The organism is Halosimplex halophilum, from assembly GCF_004698125.1.
GTDB lineage: Archaea > Halobacteriota > Halobacteria > Halobacteriales > Haloarculaceae > Halosimplex > Halosimplex halophilum.
Genome location: NZ_ML214297.1, coordinates 289492 through 310362 on the forward strand (window position 1 = coordinate 289492; position 20871 = coordinate 310362).

A 20871-nucleotide genomic window follows, 5' to 3' on the forward strand; every position below is an offset into this window, starting at 1 on the left:
GTCTGCGTAATTAACGTTCCTGAACGGGACGACCCCGTGTGATGGGTTTTCGCCCGCCGCGAACCGGCTCGACGGCGGCCCTGTTGCCCCCGCGATCCACCTACTCCCGCAGCAGCCAGGCCAGCACGACGCCGCCCAGCAGCAGCGCGACGACGCCGAGCGAGCCGCCGCGGGGGACCGTCTCGAAGAGGACGTAGCCGACGCCGCCCGTGAGGACCGCGACGACGACGCTCCCGACGGCGTGGAGCAGTTCGACCCGCGTCGTCGCCACCGCCGGGCCGGCGTCGCGGTCGATCCCGAGCCCGAAGGTCCCCAGGTCCGCCGCGACCACCGCGGCGAACCCGCCCAGCAGGACCGCTTCAGGAGAGGCGGGCCCGGTCGCCGCCAGCACCGTCGCGGCGAACAGCGCCGCGCCGCCGAAGACCACCGACGACTCCGACCGGCGCAGGAGTCCGGCGAGGACGGCGCCGGCGCCAGCGACGGCGACAAGCGTCGCCATCGTCGACCCGCGGACCGCGGCCAGGACCGCGACGGCGGCGAGGAGCGCCAGCGCGTGGCTCGCTCGCGGCCGCCGCCGGTCGGTCCCGCGGCTCACCGCCACCGGCGGTCACCCCCGTCGGTCGCGACCCGCGTTCCGGCGCCGGCATCGGGACCCGCGTCCGTCGCGCTCCGCGGCTGCGCCCCGCGGTCGCCGCCATCGGTCCACTCCACGACCGCGATTCCGGCCCGGCGACACTCGTCGAGGCGCATCTGTCGTTCGGCCGCGGCGAGGCGGCGATACGCGGTGTCGTCGGCGGTCACGTCCGGGCTGGCGACGGTCACGTCGTGGCCCCGGGCGTCGAGCGCCCGCGCGACCTCGACGGGGCGGCCGTCGACCAGCGGCGAGCAGACGACGACCTGCGCGTCGCCCGGTAGCTGTGTCAGCAGGCGGTCGAAGCCGTCGGCGCCGTCCGCGCCGTCGTCACGCTCCGACGGCGGTCGCCACCCGAAGGCGTCGTGGGTGGTGAGCGCGTCGAGCAGCCGCTCGCGATGAGTCCGACCGGAGGCCGGCGGGAGCCAGCACTCGCGGGGCGACAGCGCCCCGAGCCCGAGGTGACAGTCCGCGTCGGCGAGGCCGCCGACGAGCGCGCCCGCGGCGCGGACGCAGGCGTCGACGGCCGGGCGGCCGTCGCCGGCGGTCACGTACGCCGCGGCCCGCGCGTCGACCAGCAGGACGACCTTGACCGTCCGGGGCTGGTCGAACCGTCGCGTGGCAAGTTCCCCCTCCTTGGCGAAGCGGTTCCAGTCGATGCTCCCGAGCGGGTCGCCCGTCCGGTACTCCCGCAGCGAGTGGAACGCCTGCCCCTCGCCGGTCGCCGAGACGGGCTGGCTGCCGGTCAGCCGCGTCGCCAGCTCGCCCAGTGGCGCCGTCCGGTCCTCGTAGGTCGGCCGACACACGACCGTCGAGCGGCCGGTCGCCTCGCGGGCCACCCGGCGGCTCGCGCCGCTCAAGTCGCGGGTCACGACGGTGAGGCTATCGAACTCGTGGCGCCCGCGGACGGCCTCGAACTCGTAGGCGATCGAGGCGCGCTTGCCCGGCCGGAGCGCGGTGGTGTGCCGGGCGGTCCCGTCGACGACCTCCAGGCCGGGGGGCACGTCGTCGGCGAACCGCAGGTCCGGCAGCGTCGCCCCGCTCTCGTTCTCGACGGTGAGCGTGACGCGGACCCGCTCGCCCGGCGCGGGGTCGGTGTCGCTGACGTGTCGTTCGACGGCGAGTTCGGGCTCCGGCGCCTCGGCGGCCCGGCTGTAGGCCGCGAAGCCGACGCCGGCCAGCCCGGCGAGGATGGCGACTGGCTTCCCGACGAGGATCGCGACCGCCGTCGCCGCCAGCGCGAGCCCGTGGATCCCCGCCCAGCGACCGGTCCGTTCGAGGCGCTGCTCGCCGCGGTCCAGCCCCGTGCCGACGGCCGCCCCCTCAGTCATCGGCGATACCTCCGGGTCGACCGGCGTCTCCGGATCGACCGCGTCCGTCCGGGCCGCCGTCGCCGCGGTCGCCGTCACGCCGGTCGCGGAGCCGCGCGACCACGGCGGCGGCGCGCTCGGCCCGCCGGTCGAAGTCGCCCTCGACGCCCTCGTGGATCGAGCCGTCGTCGCCGGCGAACAGCGCGGCGGCCTCGGGGTCGTCGGTCCACGAGCCGTCGGCGACCCGGCGCTCGGCCACCTCCGGCGCGACGCCCGCGAACCGCTCCAGGGCGTCGACGGCGGCGCCGCGCAGGCGTTCGCGGATGCGGTCGCGCTCGGCCGCGTCGCGCTCGCTCGCACCCACCGCCGAGACGGCCGCCGCGAGGTCGTCGCCGGGCACGCCGTAGTCGGGGCGCTCGCCGACCCGGGGGAGGCCGCCCGCCGGCGCGTCGGCGCGCTCGAACCGCTCGACGGCCGCGAGGCCGACGCCGGCGAGCGCCCCGAACCAGACCCCGAGCGTCACCAGCGTCGCCCAGTCGAACGTGACGAGTCCGGGGCGGAGCGTCAGGACGACCCCCGCGGCGACGGCCGCGACCCCGACCGCCAGCAGGACTCGTCGGCGGCTCACGCGCCGTCACCCCCGGACCCGTCGCGGTCGTCGCCGGCGTCCAGCCGGTCGGCCAGCCGACTGGCGCGGCGCTCCTGTTCGTCGGTCGGCGGCCGGCGGCCGTAGCGGACCGCCTCGAAGCCGCGGGTCACGCGGTCGACCGCCTCCGCCGGGTAGCCGCGGTCGACGGCGGCCGCGGCCGTCTCCCCGGGCGTGGTCGACTCGTCGGCGCCCGTCCGGTCGCGGAGCCGTCGCCAGGCGCGGACGACCGCGTTGTCGCCCGGCGCGTCGTAGGCGGGGTCGACCGTCGGCGTCGGCGGTCCCGTCGCCCCGTCGCCGTCGCCGCTCTCGTCGCGCGGCGGCGCGCGGGTGTCGTCGCCGGTCAGCACGACGGCGAGGACGAGGGCGACGAGCAGCCCGCCGACGAGCCCGGCGACTAGGAGCGTCGAGACGCCGCCGTCCTCGCCGCTTTCGTCGGGCGGAACCGGCGTCTCTTCCTCGACGACCCGTCGGGAGTCGGGCGCGTCCGTTCCGTTCGCGCCGCCGCCGACGCCGGGCGGGGTGCCCGTCGGCATCGGCTGGGTCGGCGTCGTCCCGGAGTACAGCGTCGGCTGGTCGGTCCCGCCGAGCGACCCGGCGGCCGTCACGAGGGCGACCAGCGCGAGGAGGGCGATCAGGGCGGTCGCGGATCGTCTCACGGTCGGGAGTGTTCGGCCCAGCTACAAGTTTTTACCGGCCACGGCCGGGGCCCGGCTCGCCGTCGGTGTCGCGGCCCTCGTTCGTGTCGGGATCGTCCTCCGCGCCGGAACTGTCGGCCGGTTCGAGCCGCTCGACGGCCGTAGCGGCGGGATCGGACCCGTCGGCGGACGGGGATCCCTCGCCGTAGCGGACCGCGCGGAACCGCTCGGTGACGGTCGCTACCGCCGACCCGGGGAGGCCGGCGTCGAGGGCTCGCGTCGCCACGTCGCCCGGCGTCGTCGACTCGTCGGCGCCGGCGCGGTCGCGGAGCCGTCGCCAGGCTCTCGTCACCGCGTTCTCGTCCGGCGAGTCGTACGCCGGGTCGACGGCCGGTGTCGGGTCGCCTCCGCCCGGGCCGTCGTCGGGAACCTCGGGCGCCCGCTCGTCGTGGCCGGTCAGGAAGACAACGAGCAGCCCGGCCGCCAGCAGCGACCCGCCGACGGCGGGGACGACGAACGGGGAGACGCCGCCGGAGTCGCCGGCTGCGGCCGTCGTCGCCGTCGCGGCCCGGTGGACCTCGGACTCGGACGCGCCGCCAGGCGCGCCGGTCGGAGGGGGAACCTCGGTCGGCGTCGCCGGACGCGTCGGCGTCCCGTCGCCGGTGACGACGGGGCCGTCGACCGCGCCGAACGTGCCGGCGGCTCCCGCCAGCGCGACCAGCGCGAGGAGGCCGACGAGCGCGGTTCCCGGACGCTGCACGTCGGAGACCGAGGACGGGCTCGCTCAAGTGATTTCCGGCTGAAAAGACGGGGTGGCGGTGCGGTTGCTGTGGCGGTGCAGACGCTGTGGCGGTGCGGTTGCAGTGCAGTCAGCATCCGGCGCGGAGCGCCGGTACACCGGACGTGAGCGAACGGAGTGAGCGAGTCGTCCGGCCTTTTTCCCCAGGTTTTTGCGGCGGAGGATCCCCGCAGCGCGCCGCCGGCGCGCGAGGCGCTCTCCGCCGCAAAAAGTGGGTCCTAGTAGAACTCTCGCACGAGGTCCATCGCGCCCTCGGGCGCGCCGTCGGGGATGTCGGACATGTCCCCCTCGATGCCCTCTCGTTTCTCCCACGGGACCGAGTCGTCGTCCTGGTAGATGACGCCCATGTACTCCTTGTCGCCCTCGAGGATCTTCTCCTTGGCGGCCTCGCGGTCGGTCGGGTCGTGGTCCTCCTCGTCGAGGTCGACGATGGAGTCGCGGAAGTAGTCGTAGGTGTCGACGTCGTTGAACGTCACGCACGGCGAGTAGGTGTTGACGAACCCGAAGCCGTCGTGCTCGATGGCCTCCTGGATGATCTGGGCGTGGCGCTGGGAGTCCGAGGAGAACGACTGGGCGATGAACGTCGCGCCCGAGGCCAGCGCGAGCGCGAGCGGGTTGACCGGGGGCATCTGCGGGCCCTCGGGGGTGGTGCTCGTCTCGAAGTCCTGGCGCGAAGTGGGGGAGGCCTGGCCCTTGGTGAGGCCGTAGATGCGGTTGTCCATGACGACGTAGGTCATGTCGACGTTGCGGCGGACGGCGTGGACGAAGTGACCCGCGCCGATGGAGTAGCCGTCGCCGTCGCCGCCCGCGACCATCACTTCGAGGTCGGGGTTGGCGAGCTTGACGCCGATGCCGACGGGCAGGGCGCGGCCGTGGACGCCGTGCAGCGCGTAGCTGTGCATGTAGGTGCCGATCTTCCCCGAGCACCCGATGCCGGCGACCACGAACGTGTTGTCGGGGTCGTTGCCCGTCTCGGCGAGCGCTTTCATCATGCCGTTCATCGTCCCGAAGTCGCCGCAGCCGGGACACCACGTCGGTTGCTTGTCGGATTTGAAGTCTGTGAATCGAACGTCGGAGCTCATTCTGCCTCCACCTCCTGGGAGCTGGCGTCGGCCCCAGCGAGCGTGTTCTCGATCTCGGTCGCGAGTTCGTCCGCCTTGAAGCGGACGCCGTTGTACTTGTTGACCCGCTGGACGCGTTCGAGCACGTCGTGCTCGATGACGTCCGCGAACTGGCCGGTGGCGTTACACTCGACGACGATCACGTCGTCGGCCGCCTCGATCTCCTCGGAGAGGTCGGGGCGCGGGAAGATGTAGGGCACCGAGATGAACCGCACGTCCGTCCCGCGCTCCTCGAGGAAGCCCAGCGCCTCGCGCATGGCGCCCTCGTTGGAGCCCCACGAGATGACGAGCGTGTCCGCGTCGGGGTCGCCGAACTCGCGGTAGTCCCAGTCCTCCTCTTCCTTGGCGGTCTGGACCTTCTGGGTGCGCTTCTCGACCTGCTCGATGCGGACCTCCTCCTCCTCGGTCCGACGACCGAGTTCGTCGTGTTCGAGGCCGGTGGTCATGTGCGCGCCGTCGGTCGTGCCCGGGAACGTGCGGGGGCTGACGCCGTCGGCGGTCGGGAAGTGGGGCTGGAACTGGCCCTTCTCGTTCTGCCAGGAGTCGATCTCGTCTTCCTCGACGACCTTCCCGCGCTCGATCTCGACCTCGTCCATGTCGAACTCCTCCGGCGGGAACGTCTGTTCGGTGACCGCCAGCGCCAGGTCAGAGACCAGGAAGACCGGCGTCTGGTACTTCTCGGCGTAGTTGAACGCCTCGACGGTCTTCCAGAAACACTCCGAGACCGACGTGGGTGCGACGACGAACCGCGGGACCTCGCCGTGGCCGCCGTACAGCGCCATGTTGAGGTCGCCCTGTTCCTGCTTGGTCGGCATCCCGGTCGAGGGACCGGAGCGCTGGACGTCGCAGATGACCAGCGGCGTCTCGGTGGTGGCGACCAGGCCGAACGTCTCGGTCATTAGGTCGATGCCGGGGCCCGAGGTGGCAGTCATCGCGCGTGCGCCGGCGCGGGCGGCGCCAAGCGCCATGTTGATGGCGGAGAGTTCGTCCTCGGCCTGGACGACCTTGCCGCCGTACTGCTCGACGCGGCCGGTCATGTACTCCATCACGTCCGTCGCGGGCGTGATGGGATAGCCCGAGTAGAAGCGACAGCCGGCGGCGATGGCGCCCATGCCGATGGCCTCGTCGCCGTTGAGCAGGACGTAGTCGTTGTCGGTGGTCTCGATGTCGTAGTCGAAGTCGTGGTCGTACTCCTCCTGGACGTGCTGCTGGCCCAGGCGGGCGGCCTCCTTGTTGTTCTCGACGATGGCCTCGCCCTTGTCGCCGAAGCGCTTCTCCAGCGACTCGTCTAAGTTCTCGATGGGGAAGTTCGCCACCTCGCAGGCCGCGCCCAGGGCGACGACGTTCGCCATGATGGCGCCGCCGGCGTCCTCGGCGAGCCGCTGGAGCGGGACCGACAGGCCGATCATCCCCTCGGGCACCTCCACGTCCTCCATCGTGGAGCGCTCGCCGTCGTAGATGATGACGCTGCCCTCGTGCAGTTCGTCCATGTTCTCGTCGATCGTGCGCTCGGTGAGCGCGATCAGGATGTCGAGCCTGTCGACGACGCTCTCGACGCGGTCGACGGATGTCCGGACCTTGTAGGCGGTGTACCCGCCCCGGATCCGTGACGCGAAGTCCTTCGAGGTGAAGACGTGACGGCCGGCACGCGAGAGTGCCTGAGCGAAGATCTTCCCGGTAGAGTCGATCCCGTCACCGGCTTCACCGCCGATGGCCCAGTTCAGGTCCTCGGGCATACTGCATTGGAGTATCTTCCGCCCGGCAAAAAGACTTCTGTAATGGCCCCGGGTTTCGACCCACGCTTCCGTCGCAGAAGTGGACGCACGGGCGAAAATCGACGGTTTCGAACAGCCGGTAACACTGTCCTCCGATGGTGAACGTCGGTCCCCGATCGCGGCGGTCGAACGGGACCGGATCGACGAGTCGGAACGGGGGATCGACGGTTCGGAACGAAAGGACCATGCGCCGCGCGACGCGAGAGCGGGGTATGGAGGACACGGAAGTCGCCGTGGTCGCGGTCGAGTCGGTCGGCGAGGACGCCGTCGCCATCGACTTCGAGACGCCTGACGGGTTCGACGCACAGCCCGGCCAGTTCGTGAAGGTCTCCCTCGACGGGGTCGAGGAGTCGCGGTTCTACACCGTCTCCTCGCCGGACGTGGCGGAGACCTTCGAGATCACCGTCGGCATCGACCCCGAGGGCGAGGTCGGGCCGGAGCTGGCGGCCCTGACCGCCGGCGACACCGTCGAGATATCCGGGCCGTACGGCGACGCCTACTACGAGGGCGAACAGCGGGTGCTGATCCTCGCGGGCGGTCCCGGCGTCGGCCCGGCGATCGGGATCGCCGAGCGGGCGCTCGACGAGGGCGGCGAGGCCGCCATCGTCTACCGCGACGCCGCGCCGATCCACGACGACCGCCTGACCGAACTGAACGAGCGGGGCGCCTCGGTGGCCGTCCTCGCGCCGTCGTCGCCGCTGGCGTCGTCGGTCGACGACGCCCTGACCGACGATACCCAGGTGTTCGTCTACGGCTTCGCCGACTTCCTCGACGACGCCACGGCCGCCATCTCGGCGGCCGGCGGGGACGCCGAGGCCGCGAAGGTCGAGAACTTCGGATAGGTCGAGAATTCGGGTAGCGCGTCGCGGGCGCGCGGTCGCGAGGGCCGACCGCCGGCGGTGGCGCGGCGGCTCGACCGCGGTTCGGCGTCGCGCGTCGGTGGTCGACGCCTTTGACAACGGTTAAAAACCGTGAGAGGATACGGAGTGGTATGAGCGAGAGCCAACAGAAACGCCAGCAAAAGTGCGTTTCGTGCGGCATCAACATCGCCGGCACGAACGCCGCCGCGTTCAAGTGTCCCGACTGCGGCCAGCAGATCTACCGCTGCGCGAAGTGTCGCAAGCAGAGCAACCTCTACGAGTGCCCGGACTGCGGGTTCATGGGGCCGTAACGATGGGGAAAGTCGCCGCGCAGATCAAGGTCATGCCGCAGAACCCCGAGGTCGACCTGGACGCGCTCCAGGAGCGCCTCGAAGCGTCGCTGCCCGAGGGCGCGAAGATCAACGGCTTCGAGCGCGACGACGTGGCCTTCGGCCTCGTCGCCCTGCTCCCGACCGTCGTCGTCCCGGACGAGGCCGGCGGCACCGAGGCCGTCGAGGAGGCCTTCGCCGGCGTCGAGGGCGTCGAGAGCGTCGAAGTCGGCGACGTCGGTCGCCTGTAACGGTTCGCTCGCTTTTCCCGACCGCCGGCCGTCGAGCCGCGCCGCCGGCCTGGGGGACGGCGCCGACGCCGCGACCGTCCGCCGCGGCTGCCGGGGTCGCGGTACCCGCTCACACGGCGGCCACGACCGCGTAACGCACGTTTTATAAGCGTGACCGGATAACGGAACCGCACGAATGCCCAACTCCAACGGACCCCGGAAGAAGACGCGCAAGAAGCTCCGCAACGAGCCCCGAGACAGCGGCACGTCGCCGCCCCAGCGGTCGGTCACCGAGTTCGAGCACGGCGAGAAGGTCCACCTGAAGATCGACCCGAGCGTCCCGGACGGGCGGTTCCACCCGCGCTTCGACGGGCGCACGGGCGAGGTCGTCGGCGAGCAGGGCGCCGCCTACAAGGTCGCCATCACCGACGGCGACGTCGACAAGACGCTCATCGTCAAGCCCGCCCACCTCCGCAGCCAGGCATGACGATCTTCAAAGAGAAGGTCGACGAAGAGTACCTCACGGTCGCCGAGACGAAGGCGATCCTCGAGGAGCTCGAGCGCGAGCGCGCGGCCGACGAGGACCGCGAGATGCGCTACGAGCTCGCGCGGGCCATCGAGCACGTCAACCGCTTCGCCGTGCTCGACCCCGAGGAGTCCCGCGAGTTCGTCGCCGAGCTGCAGGAGCTGGACAAGGTCGACGAGCCGACCGCCTACAAGATCGCGAACCTGCGCCCCCGGGACCGCGACGAGCTGCGGGCGATCTACGCCCAGGAGCGGTTCACCCTCTCGGGCGACGAGCTCGACGCCATCCTCGAGGTCGTCGCGCAGTACGCCTGACCGGACGCCGTTCTCCCGCGAGCGCCCGACGGCGGGGGTTTAAGTTCCGTCTCGCCCTACTCGCCTGTCATGAGTGACTCCGAGCGCGGCGACGACGATCCGGGGGGACCCACGGCCGTCGTCCTCGACTTCCTGGCCCACGGCCGGACCGAGGACGACCGCCCGCAGTACCAGAAGCAGCCGCTCGCCTACGCGCTCGGGCGCGAGGACTTCCGCCTGTTCGAGGTGGTCCTCGGGCCCGACGCCGACGTGTCGATCGGCGACGACCTGGTGATCGACCGCGCGGCCGACGCCATCGAGCGCACGGGCGAGGTCGAGTACGAGGACCTGCCCGGCGGCGCCCAGTCGGAACTGGACTACGCCGTCGAGGACCTCGTCGACGAGGAGGAACGGCGGTTCGTCGACTTCTACAACGACGCCCAGCCCATCACCCTGCGCCTGCACCAGCTGAACCTCCTGCCCGGGATCGGGAAGAAACTGCGCAACGCAATCCTCGACGAGCGCAAGCGGGGCCCGTTCGAGAGCTTCGACGACCTGGAGGAGCGCGTCGAGGGGCTGCACAACCCTCGCGAGGTCGTCGTCGAACGCATCCTGGAGGAGATCCGCGAGGACGACCTGAAGTACCGCACCTTCGCCCGGCGGGACGACGAGGAATGAACGACGAGCGCACGCGAGCGGACGAGGCCGACAGCGGCGCGCCCGCCGACAGCAGCGGCGCGACCTCCGACGACGGGAGCGGTCCGTCCGCCGCCGACCCCGATCCCGGCACCCGCGACCCCGACGCCCTGCTCCGGCGGGCGGGGGTCCGGGGCGACCCCGACCGCGACCAGCACTTCCTGGTCGACGACCGCGTGCTCGACCGGCTGCCCGAACACGCCAGAGAGGCGAACGTCGACCTCTCGCACGTGCTGGAAATCGGCGCGGGGACCGGCGCGCTGACCGACCGGCTGCTCGCCGCGGCCGACCGGGTGACCGCCATCGAGCGCGACCCCGACCTGGCGGCGTTCCTCCGCGAGGAGTTCGCCGCCGAGATCGACGCGGGCCGGCTCACCGTCGTCGAGGGCGACGCGCTGGAGGTCGAGCTGCCCGAGTTCACCGCGTCGGTCTCGAACCTGCCGTACGGCCCGTCGAGCGAGCTGGCCTTCCGGCTGCTGCCCGAGAAGCGCCCGCTGGTGCTCATGTTCCAGCGGGAGTTCGCCGAGCGGATGGCCGCCGAGCCGGGGACCGACGACTACGGCCGGCTGTCGGTGACGGCGGGTCACTACGCCGACGCCGAGGTGGTCGAGCCGGTCCCGAAAGAAGCGTTCTCGCCGCCGCCGGCCGTCCAGAGCGCGGTCGTGCGGACGACGCCCCGCGATCCGGACTACGAGGTCGACGACGAGGAGTTCTTCATGGACTTCCTGAAGGCCGTGTTCACCCAGCGCCGGAAGACGATGCGCAACGCCGTCCGCAACACCGCCCACATCTCCGGGCTGGGCGACCCCGACGCGGTGGTCGAGGCCGCGGACGAGGACCTGATGAGCGCCCGCGCCGGGACCGTGACGCCCGCGGAGTTCGCGGACCTGGCGACGCTGGCCTACGAGGTGGGCGGGCCGGGCGAGCGATGACCGAGGAGCGGTCCGGGGAAGGCGGCACTGCGGACGGTGACGACGCCGAGACCGCCGACGGGAAACCAGGGCTGGCCGCCCAGCGCGACGTGGAGCAGGTCTACCAGCCCGCGGAGGACTCGAAGCTGCTGGCCGACGCCGTGGTCGAACGCGTCGAGCGCGGCGACCGGGCGCTCGACGTGGGCACCGGGTCCGGCTACGTCGCCGCGCGGATGGCCGAGGCGGGCGCCGACGCGGTCGGCGCCGACCTCAACCCGCACGCCTGCCGGCAGGCCGCCGGGGTCGGGATCCCGGTCGTCCGGGCGGACCTGACGGGGCCGTTCCGCGACGGCGCCTTCGACGTGGTGGCGTTCAACCCGCCGTACCTGCCGACCGAGCCCGACCGGGAGTGGGACGACTGGATGGAGCGGGCGCTGTCGGGCGGCGAGGACGGCCGCGCGGCCATCGACCCGTTCCTCGACGACGTGGCGCGGGTGCTCGCCCCCGACGGTGCGGCGTACCTGCTCGTGAGTTCGCTCACCGACCCCGACGCCGTCCGGGAGCGCGCGGCGGCGAACGGGCTGGCGAGCGAGGAGGTCGCCAGCGAATCGCACCCCTTCGAGACGTTACTGGTGGTGCGGTTCGCGCTCGACCGATAACTCATACGGATTATTGCAAGCGTTTACCGGGTCGACCGCGCGACTGCGTGCGGTCGATCCCTGAATGACTTGCGATAATCCGTATCAGGTCGAGGCGGGGGCCGTGGTCTCGTCGTTCGCAGAGGCCGTCCCGTCGACGGGTGGCGCGGCCAGTTTCGCGCCGGCGGCGAACAGGACCGCGCCGACGGGCACGGCGAACAGCGGGCCTACGACGAGCCCTTCGATGAGGGTCGCGGTGACAGCCCCGTGCGCACCGCCGTAACAGACGAGCGCGACGAAACTTCCGAGCAGCCAGCGACGCTGGCCGCGAGCCCACGCCACGCCGGCGACGAAGAAGAGGACGCAGCCGATCCACCAGAAGTCGGCGGTTTCGAACGTCCGAACCGCGAGTTCGACGGGACCGGACGGCGGCGTCCACTCGGTGATGTACTCGGGCGTCGGGACGACGTCGGTCCGGGGCCTGCGGAAGGTGTCGAGCGCCAGCGGCAGCGGTGCGAGCGGGACGGCGATGCACGCCAGCGGTGGAGTCAGCGACCGGAACCGTCCCCGAACTGCGGTCGCGACTCCCCACGCGGCCGCCGGCGCCCAGACGAACGCCAGTAACATCGCGAGGGCGGCGAACGCGTAGTAGCGGCCGGCCGCCGGCACGGCGTAGTGATATCGCATGTAGTAGGGGTACAGGAGCAGCACGGCCAGCGACCCGGCGGCGACCCCCGCGCCGACGGCCCGAGTTCCGGCGGGACCCAGTCGAGACAGCCGTGACACGCTCTCGCGTTCCGCTGAAAGACGTATGAACTTTCTGACTCGATAGCCGCGACGATTCGCCGACTGAATTACCACAGTGCATCAAACGAGATGAGAAATATTATAGGGCGTCATGTCCTACCTCGCTCCAATGACGCAGGTACTCTCCACGACGCCCGGCCTGTACCCGCTACCGGACTGGGCGAAGGACGAACTCGCGAGTCTGAAGGGGCGACAGAAGGGCGGCCTGGTCTCCGGCGACGAGAGCGCCGCGGTCGGCGACGCCTACGGCCGAGCGCGCGAGGAGGTCGTCGGCCTCCAGACCGACGCCGGCCTCGACCTGGTTGTCGAGGGCCAGCTGCGGTGGGACGACATGCTCACCCACCCGCTGGCCGTCGCCGACGCGGTCGAGACCCGCGGGATCGTCCGCTACTTCGACAACAACAACTTCTACCGCGAACCGGTCGTGACCGGCGACCTCTCCGCCACGGGCGACGTGGCCGCCGACCTCGAAGCGACCGCCGAGCTCACCGACGCGGACCTCAGCGCAGTGCTCCCGGGACCGTACACGCTCAGCCAGCTCGCGACCGACGACCACTACGGCGACGAGGCCGCGTTCCTCTCGGCGCTGGCCGAGTTCCTCGCCGCCGAGGCCGAGCGGCTCCCCGAGGTCGAGACGCTGTTCCTGCTGGAGCCCTCGCTTTTGGAGTCGCCGCCCGGCGACGGCGCCGACGAGCGCGCCAGCGAGGCCATCGACACGGTCGCTGAGGCCGCCGACGCCGACGTGGTCGCCCACACCTACTGGGAGTCTCACGGCGGCGAGGGCGGCATCGACGAGAAGGTCTACGCCCACCTGATGGACGCCGAGGTCGACGCTATCGGCTTCGACTTCGTGGCCAACCACGAGGACAACGCCTACGTCATCTCCGAGTACGGCGCGAAGGACGACATCGCGCTGGGTATCGTCGACGGGCAGAACACGCTCGTCGAGGAGCCCGACGAAATCTCCGAGCGCGTCGAGTGGACGCTCGACAACGCTCACGGCGTCGACTTCGAGACGGCCTACGCGACGGTCAACACCCCGACCTTCTACCTGCCCTCGGGCAAGTTCGAGGAGAAGCTGGCGGCCCTTGGCGCCGTCGAGCGCGCGGAGGTGAAAGCATGAGCCGGCCCGCCGACAACCGCGAGCAGTTCCGCCCGGCCGACCACGACAACGACCACTTCCTGCTGACCAGCGTCGTCGGCAGCTACAAGAAGCCCAAGTGGCTCGACCACGCCCGCGAGCTCTACGAGGACGAGGACACCGAGTTCGGCGACGACGAGTGGGAGGAGGCCAAGGACGACGCCGCCCGGCTCATCACGGAGGAGCACGAGCGGGCCGGCCTCGACACCGTCGTCGACGGCGAGATGCGCCGGACGGAGATGGTCGAGTACTTCGCCGAGCGCATCGAGGGCTACGAGTTCAACGGCCGCGTCAAGGTGTGGGGCCACAACTACTTCAACAAGCCGTCGGTCGTCGACGAGGTCGAGTACGGCGAGCAGTGGCTCGTCGACGAGTTCGAGTTCACCGACAGCGTCGCCGACCGCCCGGTCAAGGTGCCCATCACCGGTCCCTACACCCTCGCCAACTGGACGTTCAACGAGGCCTACGACGACGACGAGGCGCTGGCCTACGACCTGGCGGAACTGGTCAACGAGGAGATCGAACAACTGGTCGACGCGGGCGCCCGCTACATCCAGATCGACGAGCCCGCGCTGGCGACCACGCCCGACGACCACGCCATCGTCGGCGAGGCCCTGGAGCGGATCGTCGCCGACATCCCCGAGGAGGTCCGCATCGGCCTCCACGTCTGCTACGGCGACTACTCGCGGATCTACCCCGAGGTGCTCGACTACCCGATCGACGAACTCGACCTGGAACTCACCAACGGCGACTACGAGCAGATCGACGTGTTCACCGACCCCGAGTTCACGCTCGACCTGGCGCTGGGCGTCGTCGACAACCACACCGCCGAGGTCGAGTCCGTCGCGGAGATCAAGGCGAACATCGAGCAGGGACTCAAGGTCGTCCCGCCGGAACAGCTCACCATCTCGCCGGACTGCGGGCTGAAGCTGCTCCCCCGCGAGAAGGCCTACGAGAAGATGGAGAACATGGTCCAGGCCGCCCGCGAGGTCGAGGCGGAACTCGACGCCGGCGAGATCGACGTGCCCGCCGCGGGCGAACGGGCGTCGGCCGACGACTGACCGCGACCGACGACCGACCGCGATCCCGATTTTCCCCCGGCCCGCTGTCGAAACTCGATCCGTTGCGGGCGAATCGTATGCACGTGTGGCGGAACGCGCAAGAACAGCGTCAACGCACCCCATACTAGGTCTCTAGAGTCCCTCGAAGGAATAGGGCGGAAAGCGTTTTGAGGGGCCCACCCGAGAGATAGGTTACGTGAAAGACATGAGCGCGACCACCGACCGGCGGATCGAACTCTACCTCCGGGGCGACACGTACGGCAGCTACGACCGCCAGCAGCGGGTCCTCGAACGGGTCGAGGACCTAGAGTCGGCGGGGGTCGTCGCCGACACCGAGGTCGACGCCTCCTGGCAGCGCATCCGGACGCCCGAGCAGGACAGCCGCGACGAGGCGCTGGCCACCTACGAGGAGTTCGGCGAGTGGGCCTCCGAGAACGGCTACCGGCTCGAACCGGCCTTCGAGCGCCGACAGCGCTCGTACATCGGGACCGACGCCGTCCACGACGTGGTCGTCTTCCCGATGGCGTCGCTGGCGGTCTACGAGGGGAGCGACCTGCAGGCCGTGTTCCCCTGCGCCGACGAGAGCGGCGAGATCCACTTCACCGTGGGTGACTGCCTGGACGCCTTCGAGTCCGGCGAGACGGACTGGTTCGAGCGGTTCGCGCCGGTGTCGGTCGACCGCGCGAGCCCGCGGCTGACGGTCGGCGCGGACTGACCGGCCGGAACGACGCGAGCGGACGGAAGACCGTCCTGGGCGACGATTTCTCAGCTCCGCAGCGCTTCGACGGGGCGCTCGTTGGCGGCCTTCCACGCCGGGTAGAGCCCGCTGACCAGGCTGGTGCCGACGCCGAAGGCGAAGGCGAGCCCGATGTAGAGGAAGTTGCCCGGGCGGAAGGCGAGGGTGGCGTCGCCGACGACGAAGTGGTTGAGGACCAGGCCGGCGACGATGGAGAAGCCGGCGCCGACGAGGCCGCCGACGATACCCAGCAGGACCGCCTCCGAGAGCATGATCTTCAGCACGTCGAGCTTCTGGAAGCCGACGGCGCGCAACACGCCGATCTCCTGGCGGCGCTCGACGGTGCTCATCAGCATGACGTTGAGGATGCTCACGCCGGCGACCAGCAGCGAGATGGAGCCGATGCCGATGAGGAAGAGGTTCAGCGCCTGGAACGACTGGCCGATCTGGTCGGCGACCCCGGAGTAGTCCTGGACGGTGACGCGCTCGCGGCGGTCGTTCAGCTGGGCGCGGATCGCCATCGCGGTGGCGTTGGCGGCCGTGCTGTCGGTCTCGGTGACGGTGATGGTGTCGTAGCCGCGCGTGTCGAAGCTCCGGGTCGGGAGCACGATCTGGTTGCTCGGGTCGGTGAAGCCGAAGCCCTGGCTCGGCGAGAGCACGGCGACGACCCGTTCGGTCGTCCCGTTGACCGCGATCGTGTCTCCGGGCCCGAGGTCGTACTGGTCCGCGAGGTCCGGCCCGACCAGGGCGCCGCTCCGGTAGGGTTCGGGGATCGACCCCTCCCGGGCCTCGAACAGCTTGCCCGGCTGGTCGATCCCCATGACCGACCTGACTTCGGATGTCTCCCTGTTGTAGGAAACCCTGGTGACTCGCTGCAGCGCGGGCGCGACGGTCGCGCCCGAGCTGGCGGCCGACTCGACCTGGCGCAGGTCCCGTTCGGTGAGCGCGTCGGGCGCTCCCGCTGAGTCCCCGGGCACGACCATCACCTGGTTGCCGATGTCGCCGAGGTTCTGGGTGAGCTGGTACCGCAGCGTCAGCCCGAACATCCCCAGCGACGCGATGGCGATGACGCCGATGACGATCCCCAGCGCCGCGAGCACCGACCTGACCTTCGTCCGACCGATGTTGCGCCGGGCCATCAACAGCGCCGGGAACCGCCGGCGCAGCCAGTCCATCACGGCCGGTCACCTCCGTCCGTCCCGTCGTCCGGCGAGCCGACCGCCCTGGACACACCGGCGTCCGGGTCGGGACCGGCGTCTCCACTCGGTGCGGGACCGGGACCGCCGCGGCCGCCGTCGGTCGGCGCGTCCTCGCCCATGAGACCGTCGACGAGTTCCACCGTGCGGTCGACGTAGTCGTTGACGAGTTCGTCGTGGGTGACGGCGATGACGGCCACGTCGCGCTCGGTGATGTCGACGAACTCCTCGAGGATCTGCCGGCCCGTGTCGCGGTCGAGGTTCCCGGTCGGCTCGTCGGCCAGCAACAGCCTGGGCTCGTTGATGAGCGACCGGGCGATGGCGACCCGCTGTTTCTGGCCGCCGGAGAGCTCGTCGGGCTTGTGGTCGAGCCGGTCGCCCAGCCCCATCCGCTCCAGGAGGTCCACGGAGCGCTCCTCGACGGACGGGTCGTGGTCGAACAGGGCGGGCACCTCGACGTTCTCCCTCGCCGTCAGCGTCGGGATGAGATAGAAGTTCTGGAAGACGAACCCGATGGTGCGCTTGCGGGCGGCGGTCTGCTCGCGGTCCGAGAGCCCGGTCACGTCCTCGCCGTCGAGCAGGACCTCGCCCTCGCTGGGGTCGTCCAGCAGGCCGAGCAGGTTGAGCAGCGTGGTCTTGCCGCTGCCGCTGGGGCCCATGATGGAGACGAACTCGCCGGGCTCGACGGCGAAGTCGATCCCCTTCAGCGCCTCCAGCGTCTCCCCGCCGGTCCGGTAGCGCTTGACGACGCTCCGGGTCTCAATCACCGCCACGGCTCGCCCTCCAGGCGCGGACCATCACCGCGAGGACGACGACCACGACGACGGCGCCGACCGCCAGCGGGAGGAGGAAGCCGCCGCCACCGCCGGAGTTCCGGTCGACATCCGGGCCGGCCGCGAGCGCGCGGCTGGCGCTCGCGGCGTCGACCTCGACGGTCCGGGTGTGACGCTGCCCGTCGACGAGGTACTCGACGTGCAGCGGGACCGTCGAGACGTTGCCCCGCGTGGTCGCGTACACGTCGAACGAGACGAAGTCGCTCGCGGGGACGGTGCCGACGAAGTACTCGCGGTTGGGCGCGGTGGGCGTCACCCGCTCGCTGTCGACGACGCTGACGAGGACGCTCTCGGCGTCGGTCGTCCCGAGGTTGCTCGCGCTCCCGGAGATGCGGAGCCGGTCCCCGTCCGGCACGACCTCCAGCCCGGTCAGGCCGATGGTGCCGGGCGTCTGTGTCAGCGCCGTCGACGCCGAGGTCTCGCCGCGCTGTTGGGCCACGTCGTAGGTGGCGACCACGTCGACCGCCGCGTAGTCACCCGACAGGCTCGCGTTCAGCCGGACCGTCCGGGACTCGCCGGCGGCGACGCGGTCGACCAGCGCCTGCCCGACCGAGGCGTTCGGCGACGTGGCGCGCACGCTGACGTTCGAGATCCGCGCGTTGCCCCGGTTGAGCACCGACACCGTCACGGCCTGGGAGTTACCCCCCTCGCGGGTGCTCAGGTCCAGCGCGACGCTGTCGCGCAGCGGGTCGGCCTGCAGGGACACCGTCTCGTTGACGGTGCGGGTCGCCCCGCCCGGCGTCGAATAGGAGAGCGTCGCGGTCACCTCGTGGTCGCCGGCCGACGACGGCCGGAAGTCGAAGGCCGCGGTCGCCGACTCGCCGTCGGCGATCCGGGTGAACACCGAGCGGTCGTTGCGGACGGCGACGCCGTCGCCGGCGACCGTCAGCTCGGCGTTGGTCACCGCCGCGCCGAGGCCGTTGGCGACGGTGACGGTGCCCTCGGACTCCAGACCGGCGATCGAGGTGTTGGTATCGATGTCGATCTGCGGCCGCTCGCGCTCGGTGCGGACCGTCACGGTGTCGGTGACCGTGTCGGTCACGCCGCCCGCGGTCGTGTAGGTCAGCGTCGCCGTCAGCCGGTGGCGACCGGGGTCGTCCGCGCGGTAGTCGAACTCGACGGTCCGGGAGTCGTTGCTCCCGACGGTCGCGAGCACCTCCCGGCGGTTGGTGACGGTCACCGCCTCGCCGCCGACGGTGAGCTCGACGCTCTCGATGGGGGCCGACAGGCTGTTGGCGACCGTGACCGACCCGTCCGTCCGGACGCCCGCGACGGAGTCGTTGGCGTCGACGTCGAGCTGCGGATAGCGCTGTTCCACCGTGATCGAGACAGGGTAGCTCAGCCGCGTCAGCCGGTCGTTCTCGGTATCACGGCCGGTGACGTTCACCTGCAGGTCGTACGTGCCCGGTTCGTCGAACGACACCGACAGCGGGACGGTCCGGTCGGAGCCGGCGGGGACCGTCCCGATGTTCTTCACGTCCGCGTACTGCTTCGGGTGGGGCCCGTCGTCGGCCTTGATGACCCGGACGCGGTCGACGAAGTACCCCGCCGAGCTACTCTCGAAGTTCTCGATGGTCGGCTCGATCGTGATCTCGTCGCCGGGGACCGGCTCGGACGGCGTCACGTCGACCGACGAGACGGTCACGTTGACGCTGGTTGCGGCCGCGACGGCCGGGAGCGATGCGACTGCGATCAGGACCGCGAGTGCTACCGTCTTGCTGCGATTCATTGGTCGGGGGAGCTGTGGTTCGTGGCTGTCGACTCGGTGCGGGGACTCGGGGAGCGGAGGCGAGGGGAACGGGGGCGTCGGACCATCAGAGGACCCCGATCGCGACCAGGAGCGTCCGCAGGGAGATCAGCACGGCGACCAGGACCGGACCGGCGACGGTCAGCGCCGCCTGCCGGACCGTCAGGTCGCGGGCGTGTTTCAGCGCGAACGTCCAGAGGAACGCGCTCCAGAGCGTGAAGACGATGGCGAACGCGGCCGACAGCGCCACCAGCGGCCCGGTCTGGAGCGCCCGGTTGAACTGCTGCATCGACTCCTGGGTGATCTCGGCCGGCACGTCGATACCGCGGACGTTGAACCGGTAGTAGTTGATCGCGGCTGAAGCGACCGAGCCCACGACGCTGGGGACGAACCCCCAGCCGACGAACGAGAGGGTCGTCGAGAACGCCCCGTCACCGCCGAAGACGACCGAGATTGCGTGGAACAGCCCGGCGTACAGCAGCCAGACCACGAACGGCCCGGCGACGACGAAGACGTACGTGAACGCCTGGAGCGCGGTGACGAGGCCGCCGGCGGCCCCGGCCCCCTCGAACAGCTGGGACATGAACCGGGACTGCAACACCGCGGCGACCACGTCGACCGCCACGACGGCGAGTATCACGACGAGCGGTCCCTTCAGCGACGCGTCCGACCCCTGCCGGCGGAAGAACCCGTCGGGATCGGTCAGCAGTGTCGATATGGAGGGCATTCGCCGGTGTTTCCGTAGAGCGGTAACTTAAAAACTTCGTTACACGAAACAGGTTGGGCGGCGAACAGTTCCGACGCGGCGGTCGGTGAGCTCCCGGAGTCGCGGTTTCCGCCTCACCGCGGGAGTTTGTCCAGCAGGCGGTCGAACTGCTGGCGGTACTGGAACTCGGCGCGGGCCCGGCCGAGGTCGTCCTCGGCGAAGGCGTCGTCGAAGCCGGTCATCCGCCACAGAAGCGTCGACAGCTGGTAGACCGGCTTGCACCGCTCGTAGGTCTCGCCGGGGTCGAACTCCGCGTGGGTCCGGTAGCCCTCGTAGAGCCGTTCGCGCAGGCGCTCGCAGACCTGGGGGTCGTCGAACGTCGAGTCGATGTAGAGGAACTCCGACTGGGCGAGCTGGTAGTCGCGGTGGGCCGCTAGCGTGTCCTGCCAGTCCAGTACCGCGGTGATCGGGTCCGGCTCGTCGAGGATACAGAGCAGGTTCGTCGGCTGCATGTCGTCGTGGACGAGCCGGGGCATCCCGTCCTCGGGCACCAGCGAGAGGGTGTCCTCGACGGCGTCACGCGCCCGCGACTGCATCCCCTCGAACGGGGTCCCGGAGAGGCGGTCGATGTGCGACCGGGTGAGGTCGGCGAAGTACTCCCGCCAGTTGCCCCGCCAGTTGCGGATCGTGATCCGGTCGTCGTGGAGCATCAGCCGGCCGAACGCCTCGAAGGCGATCTCCGAGTGCAGGTCGCCCATGATCGTCCCGACCTGCTCGATGACCCGCTCCCAGTGGCTCTGGTCCATCGCGCCGTACTGGTCGGCGAGGTTGTCCCCGCGGACCCGCTCGGTGACGAAGTACGGCGGGACCGACCGCTCCGGTTCCTGCTTGAACACGAGGATGCGGGGGATCGGAATCGAAGTCCGGTCGGCGACGTACTCGTGGAGCTTCGGCTCGACCGCGAACCGGTCGTCGTTGGGCGGCTGGAACTTGACGACGACCTCGTACTCGTTGCCGTCGTAGACGAGCGTGACCATGTACACGTCCGCCCGCGTCCCGCCCGTGGCCGCTTCGTAGCTGAACTCCTCGTAGTCCGGGCCGGACTCGTCGAGGACGGCCTCGATGTCGGCGGCCGATGTCGTCTGCACGCCACCCTATTGATCAGGGGGGTGCAAAAATGTATCACCCGCGGCGACGCTGCCCGCCCGCGTTCTGTCGGCCGGGCCACTCCTCCGGCCGCC

24 protein-coding genes are annotated in these 20871 nt (G+C 70.8%); 11 read left to right on the top strand and 13 right to left on the bottom strand.

All coding sequences use genetic code 11. The features are described 5' to 3' along the window. Positions 1-100: 100 nt before the first annotated feature. The 7 genes from E3328_RS01580 to E3328_RS01610 all read right to left on the bottom strand — a co-directional run bounded on the left by E3328_RS01580 (position 101) and on the right by E3328_RS01610 (position 6881). Complete coding sequence (locus tag E3328_RS01580) at positions 101-601, bottom strand: DUF7519 family protein (RefSeq protein WP_135362877.1); 501 nt, start codon at positions 599-601, stop codon at positions 101-103. Then, entirely contained in the window at positions 592-1962 is a 1371-nt protein-coding gene (locus E3328_RS01585) for a DUF58 domain-containing protein (protein ID WP_135362878.1), read from the bottom strand. Before E3328_RS01585 ends, E3328_RS01580 begins: the two co-directional genes overlap by 10 nt. After that, entirely contained in the window at positions 1955-2569 is a 615-nt protein-coding gene (locus E3328_RS01590; RefSeq protein ID WP_135362879.1) for a DUF7269 family protein, read from the bottom strand. The genes E3328_RS01585 and E3328_RS01590 overlap by 8 nt, the downstream gene beginning before the upstream one ends. Further along, positions 2566-3246 (bottom strand): DUF4129 domain-containing protein, encoded by a 681-nt coding sequence (locus E3328_RS01595; protein ID WP_135362880.1) that lies wholly within the window; start codon positions 3244-3246, stop codon positions 2566-2568. Before E3328_RS01595 ends, E3328_RS01590 begins: the two co-directional genes overlap by 4 nt. Before the next feature lie 31 nt (positions 3247-3277). Next, a complete protein-coding gene (locus E3328_RS01600; RefSeq protein ID WP_135362881.1) occupies positions 3278-3985 on the bottom strand; it encodes a DUF4129 domain-containing protein in 708 nt (235 codons plus the stop codon). Between the two features lie 257 nt (positions 3986-4242). Continuing rightward, positions 4243-5106, bottom strand: a complete 864-nt coding sequence (locus E3328_RS01605; RefSeq protein ID WP_135362882.1) for a 2-oxoacid:ferredoxin oxidoreductase subunit beta — start codon at positions 5104-5106, stop codon at positions 4243-4245. Beyond that, complete coding sequence (locus tag E3328_RS01610; RefSeq protein WP_135362883.1) at positions 5103-6881, bottom strand: 2-oxoacid:acceptor oxidoreductase subunit alpha; 1779 nt, start codon at positions 6879-6881, stop codon at positions 5103-5105. The genes E3328_RS01605 and E3328_RS01610 overlap by 4 nt, the downstream gene beginning before the upstream one ends. A gap of 251 nt (positions 6882-7132) precedes the next feature. Here E3328_RS01610 and E3328_RS01615 point away from each other — a divergent pair, with 251 nt between their 5' ends. The 8 genes from E3328_RS01615 (at position 7133) to E3328_RS01650 (ending at position 11424) form a co-directional block, all read left to right on the top strand. Continuing rightward, a complete protein-coding gene (locus E3328_RS01615; RefSeq protein WP_135362884.1) occupies positions 7133-7762 on the top strand; it encodes an FAD-dependent oxidoreductase in 630 nt (209 codons plus the stop codon). Positions 7763-7911: 149 nt separating this feature from the next. Further along, positions 7912-8091 carry an HVO_2753 family zinc finger protein gene (locus E3328_RS01620; protein WP_006883773.1) on the top strand — a complete coding sequence of 60 codons (180 nt, stop codon included), beginning with the start codon at positions 7912-7914 and terminating at the stop codon, positions 8089-8091. Between the two features lie 2 nt (positions 8092-8093). After that, positions 8094-8360, top strand: a complete 267-nt coding sequence (locus E3328_RS01625; protein ID WP_135362885.1) for an elongation factor 1-beta — start codon at positions 8094-8096, stop codon at positions 8358-8360. Between the two features lie 175 nt (positions 8361-8535). Beyond that, a complete protein-coding gene (locus E3328_RS01630; protein WP_135362886.1) occupies positions 8536-8826 on the top strand; it encodes a 50S ribosomal protein L21e in 291 nt (96 codons plus the stop codon). Continuing rightward, positions 8823-9179, top strand: coding sequence for an RNA polymerase Rpb4 family protein (locus tag E3328_RS01635; protein ID WP_135362887.1), 357 nt, complete (start codon positions 8823-8825; stop codon positions 9177-9179). The genes E3328_RS01630 and E3328_RS01635 overlap by 4 nt, the downstream gene beginning before the upstream one ends. 69 nt (positions 9180-9248) lie before the next feature. Next, on the top strand, positions 9249-9836 hold the full coding sequence (locus tag E3328_RS01640; RefSeq protein WP_135362888.1) for a DUF655 domain-containing protein: 588 nt from the start codon (positions 9249-9251) through the stop codon (positions 9834-9836). Then, positions 9833-10786 (top strand): 16S ribosomal RNA methyltransferase A, encoded by a 954-nt coding sequence (locus E3328_RS01645; protein WP_135362889.1) that lies wholly within the window; start codon positions 9833-9835, stop codon positions 10784-10786. Before E3328_RS01640 ends, E3328_RS01645 begins: the two co-directional genes overlap by 4 nt. Next, positions 10783-11424, top strand: coding sequence for a HemK2/MTQ2 family protein methyltransferase (locus E3328_RS01650; RefSeq protein ID WP_135362890.1), 642 nt, complete (start codon positions 10783-10785; stop codon positions 11422-11424). The genes E3328_RS01645 and E3328_RS01650 overlap by 4 nt, the downstream gene beginning before the upstream one ends. An 84-nt stretch (positions 11425-11508) precedes the next feature. Here the strand turns inward: E3328_RS01650 and E3328_RS01655 are convergent, their stop codons facing one another. Beyond that, a complete protein-coding gene (locus E3328_RS01655) occupies positions 11509-12189 on the bottom strand; it encodes a hypothetical protein (RefSeq protein ID WP_135362891.1) in 681 nt (226 codons plus the stop codon). 130 nt (positions 12190-12319) lie between these two features. Here E3328_RS01655 and E3328_RS01660 point away from each other — a divergent pair, with 130 nt between their 5' ends. The 3 genes from E3328_RS01660 to E3328_RS01670 all read left to right on the top strand — a co-directional run bounded on the left by E3328_RS01660 (position 12320) and on the right by E3328_RS01670 (position 15127). Continuing rightward, positions 12320-13333, top strand: a complete 1014-nt coding sequence (locus E3328_RS01660; protein ID WP_135362892.1) for a 5-methyltetrahydropteroyltriglutamate--homocysteine methyltransferase — start codon at positions 12320-12322, stop codon at positions 13331-13333. Then, on the top strand, positions 13330-14412 hold the full coding sequence (locus tag E3328_RS01665; protein WP_135362893.1) for a methionine synthase: 1083 nt from the start codon (positions 13330-13332) through the stop codon (positions 14410-14412). The genes E3328_RS01660 and E3328_RS01665 overlap by 4 nt, the downstream gene beginning before the upstream one ends. Positions 14413-14617: 205 nt before the next feature. Then, positions 14618-15127 (top strand): HTH domain-containing protein, encoded by a 510-nt coding sequence (locus E3328_RS01670; protein ID WP_135364644.1) that lies wholly within the window; start codon positions 14618-14620, stop codon positions 15125-15127. 50 nt (positions 15128-15177) lie between these two features. Here E3328_RS01670 and E3328_RS01675 read toward each other — a convergent pair whose 3' ends face one another. From E3328_RS01675 to E3328_RS01690, 5 genes are all read right to left on the bottom strand, one after another. Continuing rightward, the gene (locus E3328_RS01675; protein WP_135362894.1) at positions 15178-16323 is read right to left on the bottom strand and encodes an ABC transporter permease; all 1146 of its coding nucleotides are present in this window, start codon (positions 16321-16323) and stop codon (positions 15178-15180) included. Continuing rightward, positions 16323-17117, bottom strand: coding sequence for an ABC transporter ATP-binding protein (locus E3328_RS01680; RefSeq protein WP_135362895.1), 795 nt, complete (start codon positions 17115-17117; stop codon positions 16323-16325). Before E3328_RS01680 ends, E3328_RS01675 begins: the two co-directional genes overlap by 1 nt. Beyond that, complete coding sequence (locus E3328_RS21660) at positions 17104-18906, bottom strand: COG1361 family protein (protein WP_167837265.1); 1803 nt, start codon at positions 18904-18906, stop codon at positions 17104-17106. The genes E3328_RS01680 and E3328_RS21660 overlap by 14 nt, the downstream gene beginning before the upstream one ends. Before the next feature lie 85 nt (positions 18907-18991). Continuing rightward, the gene (locus E3328_RS01685) at positions 18992-19651 is read right to left on the bottom strand and encodes a Yip1 family protein (RefSeq protein ID WP_135362896.1); all 660 of its coding nucleotides are present in this window, start codon (positions 19649-19651) and stop codon (positions 18992-18994) included. 113 nt (positions 19652-19764) lie between these two features. Next, a complete protein-coding gene (locus tag E3328_RS01690) occupies positions 19765-20778 on the bottom strand; it encodes a phosphotransferase family protein (protein WP_135362897.1) in 1014 nt (337 codons plus the stop codon). Positions 20779-20871: the final 93 nt, after the last annotated feature.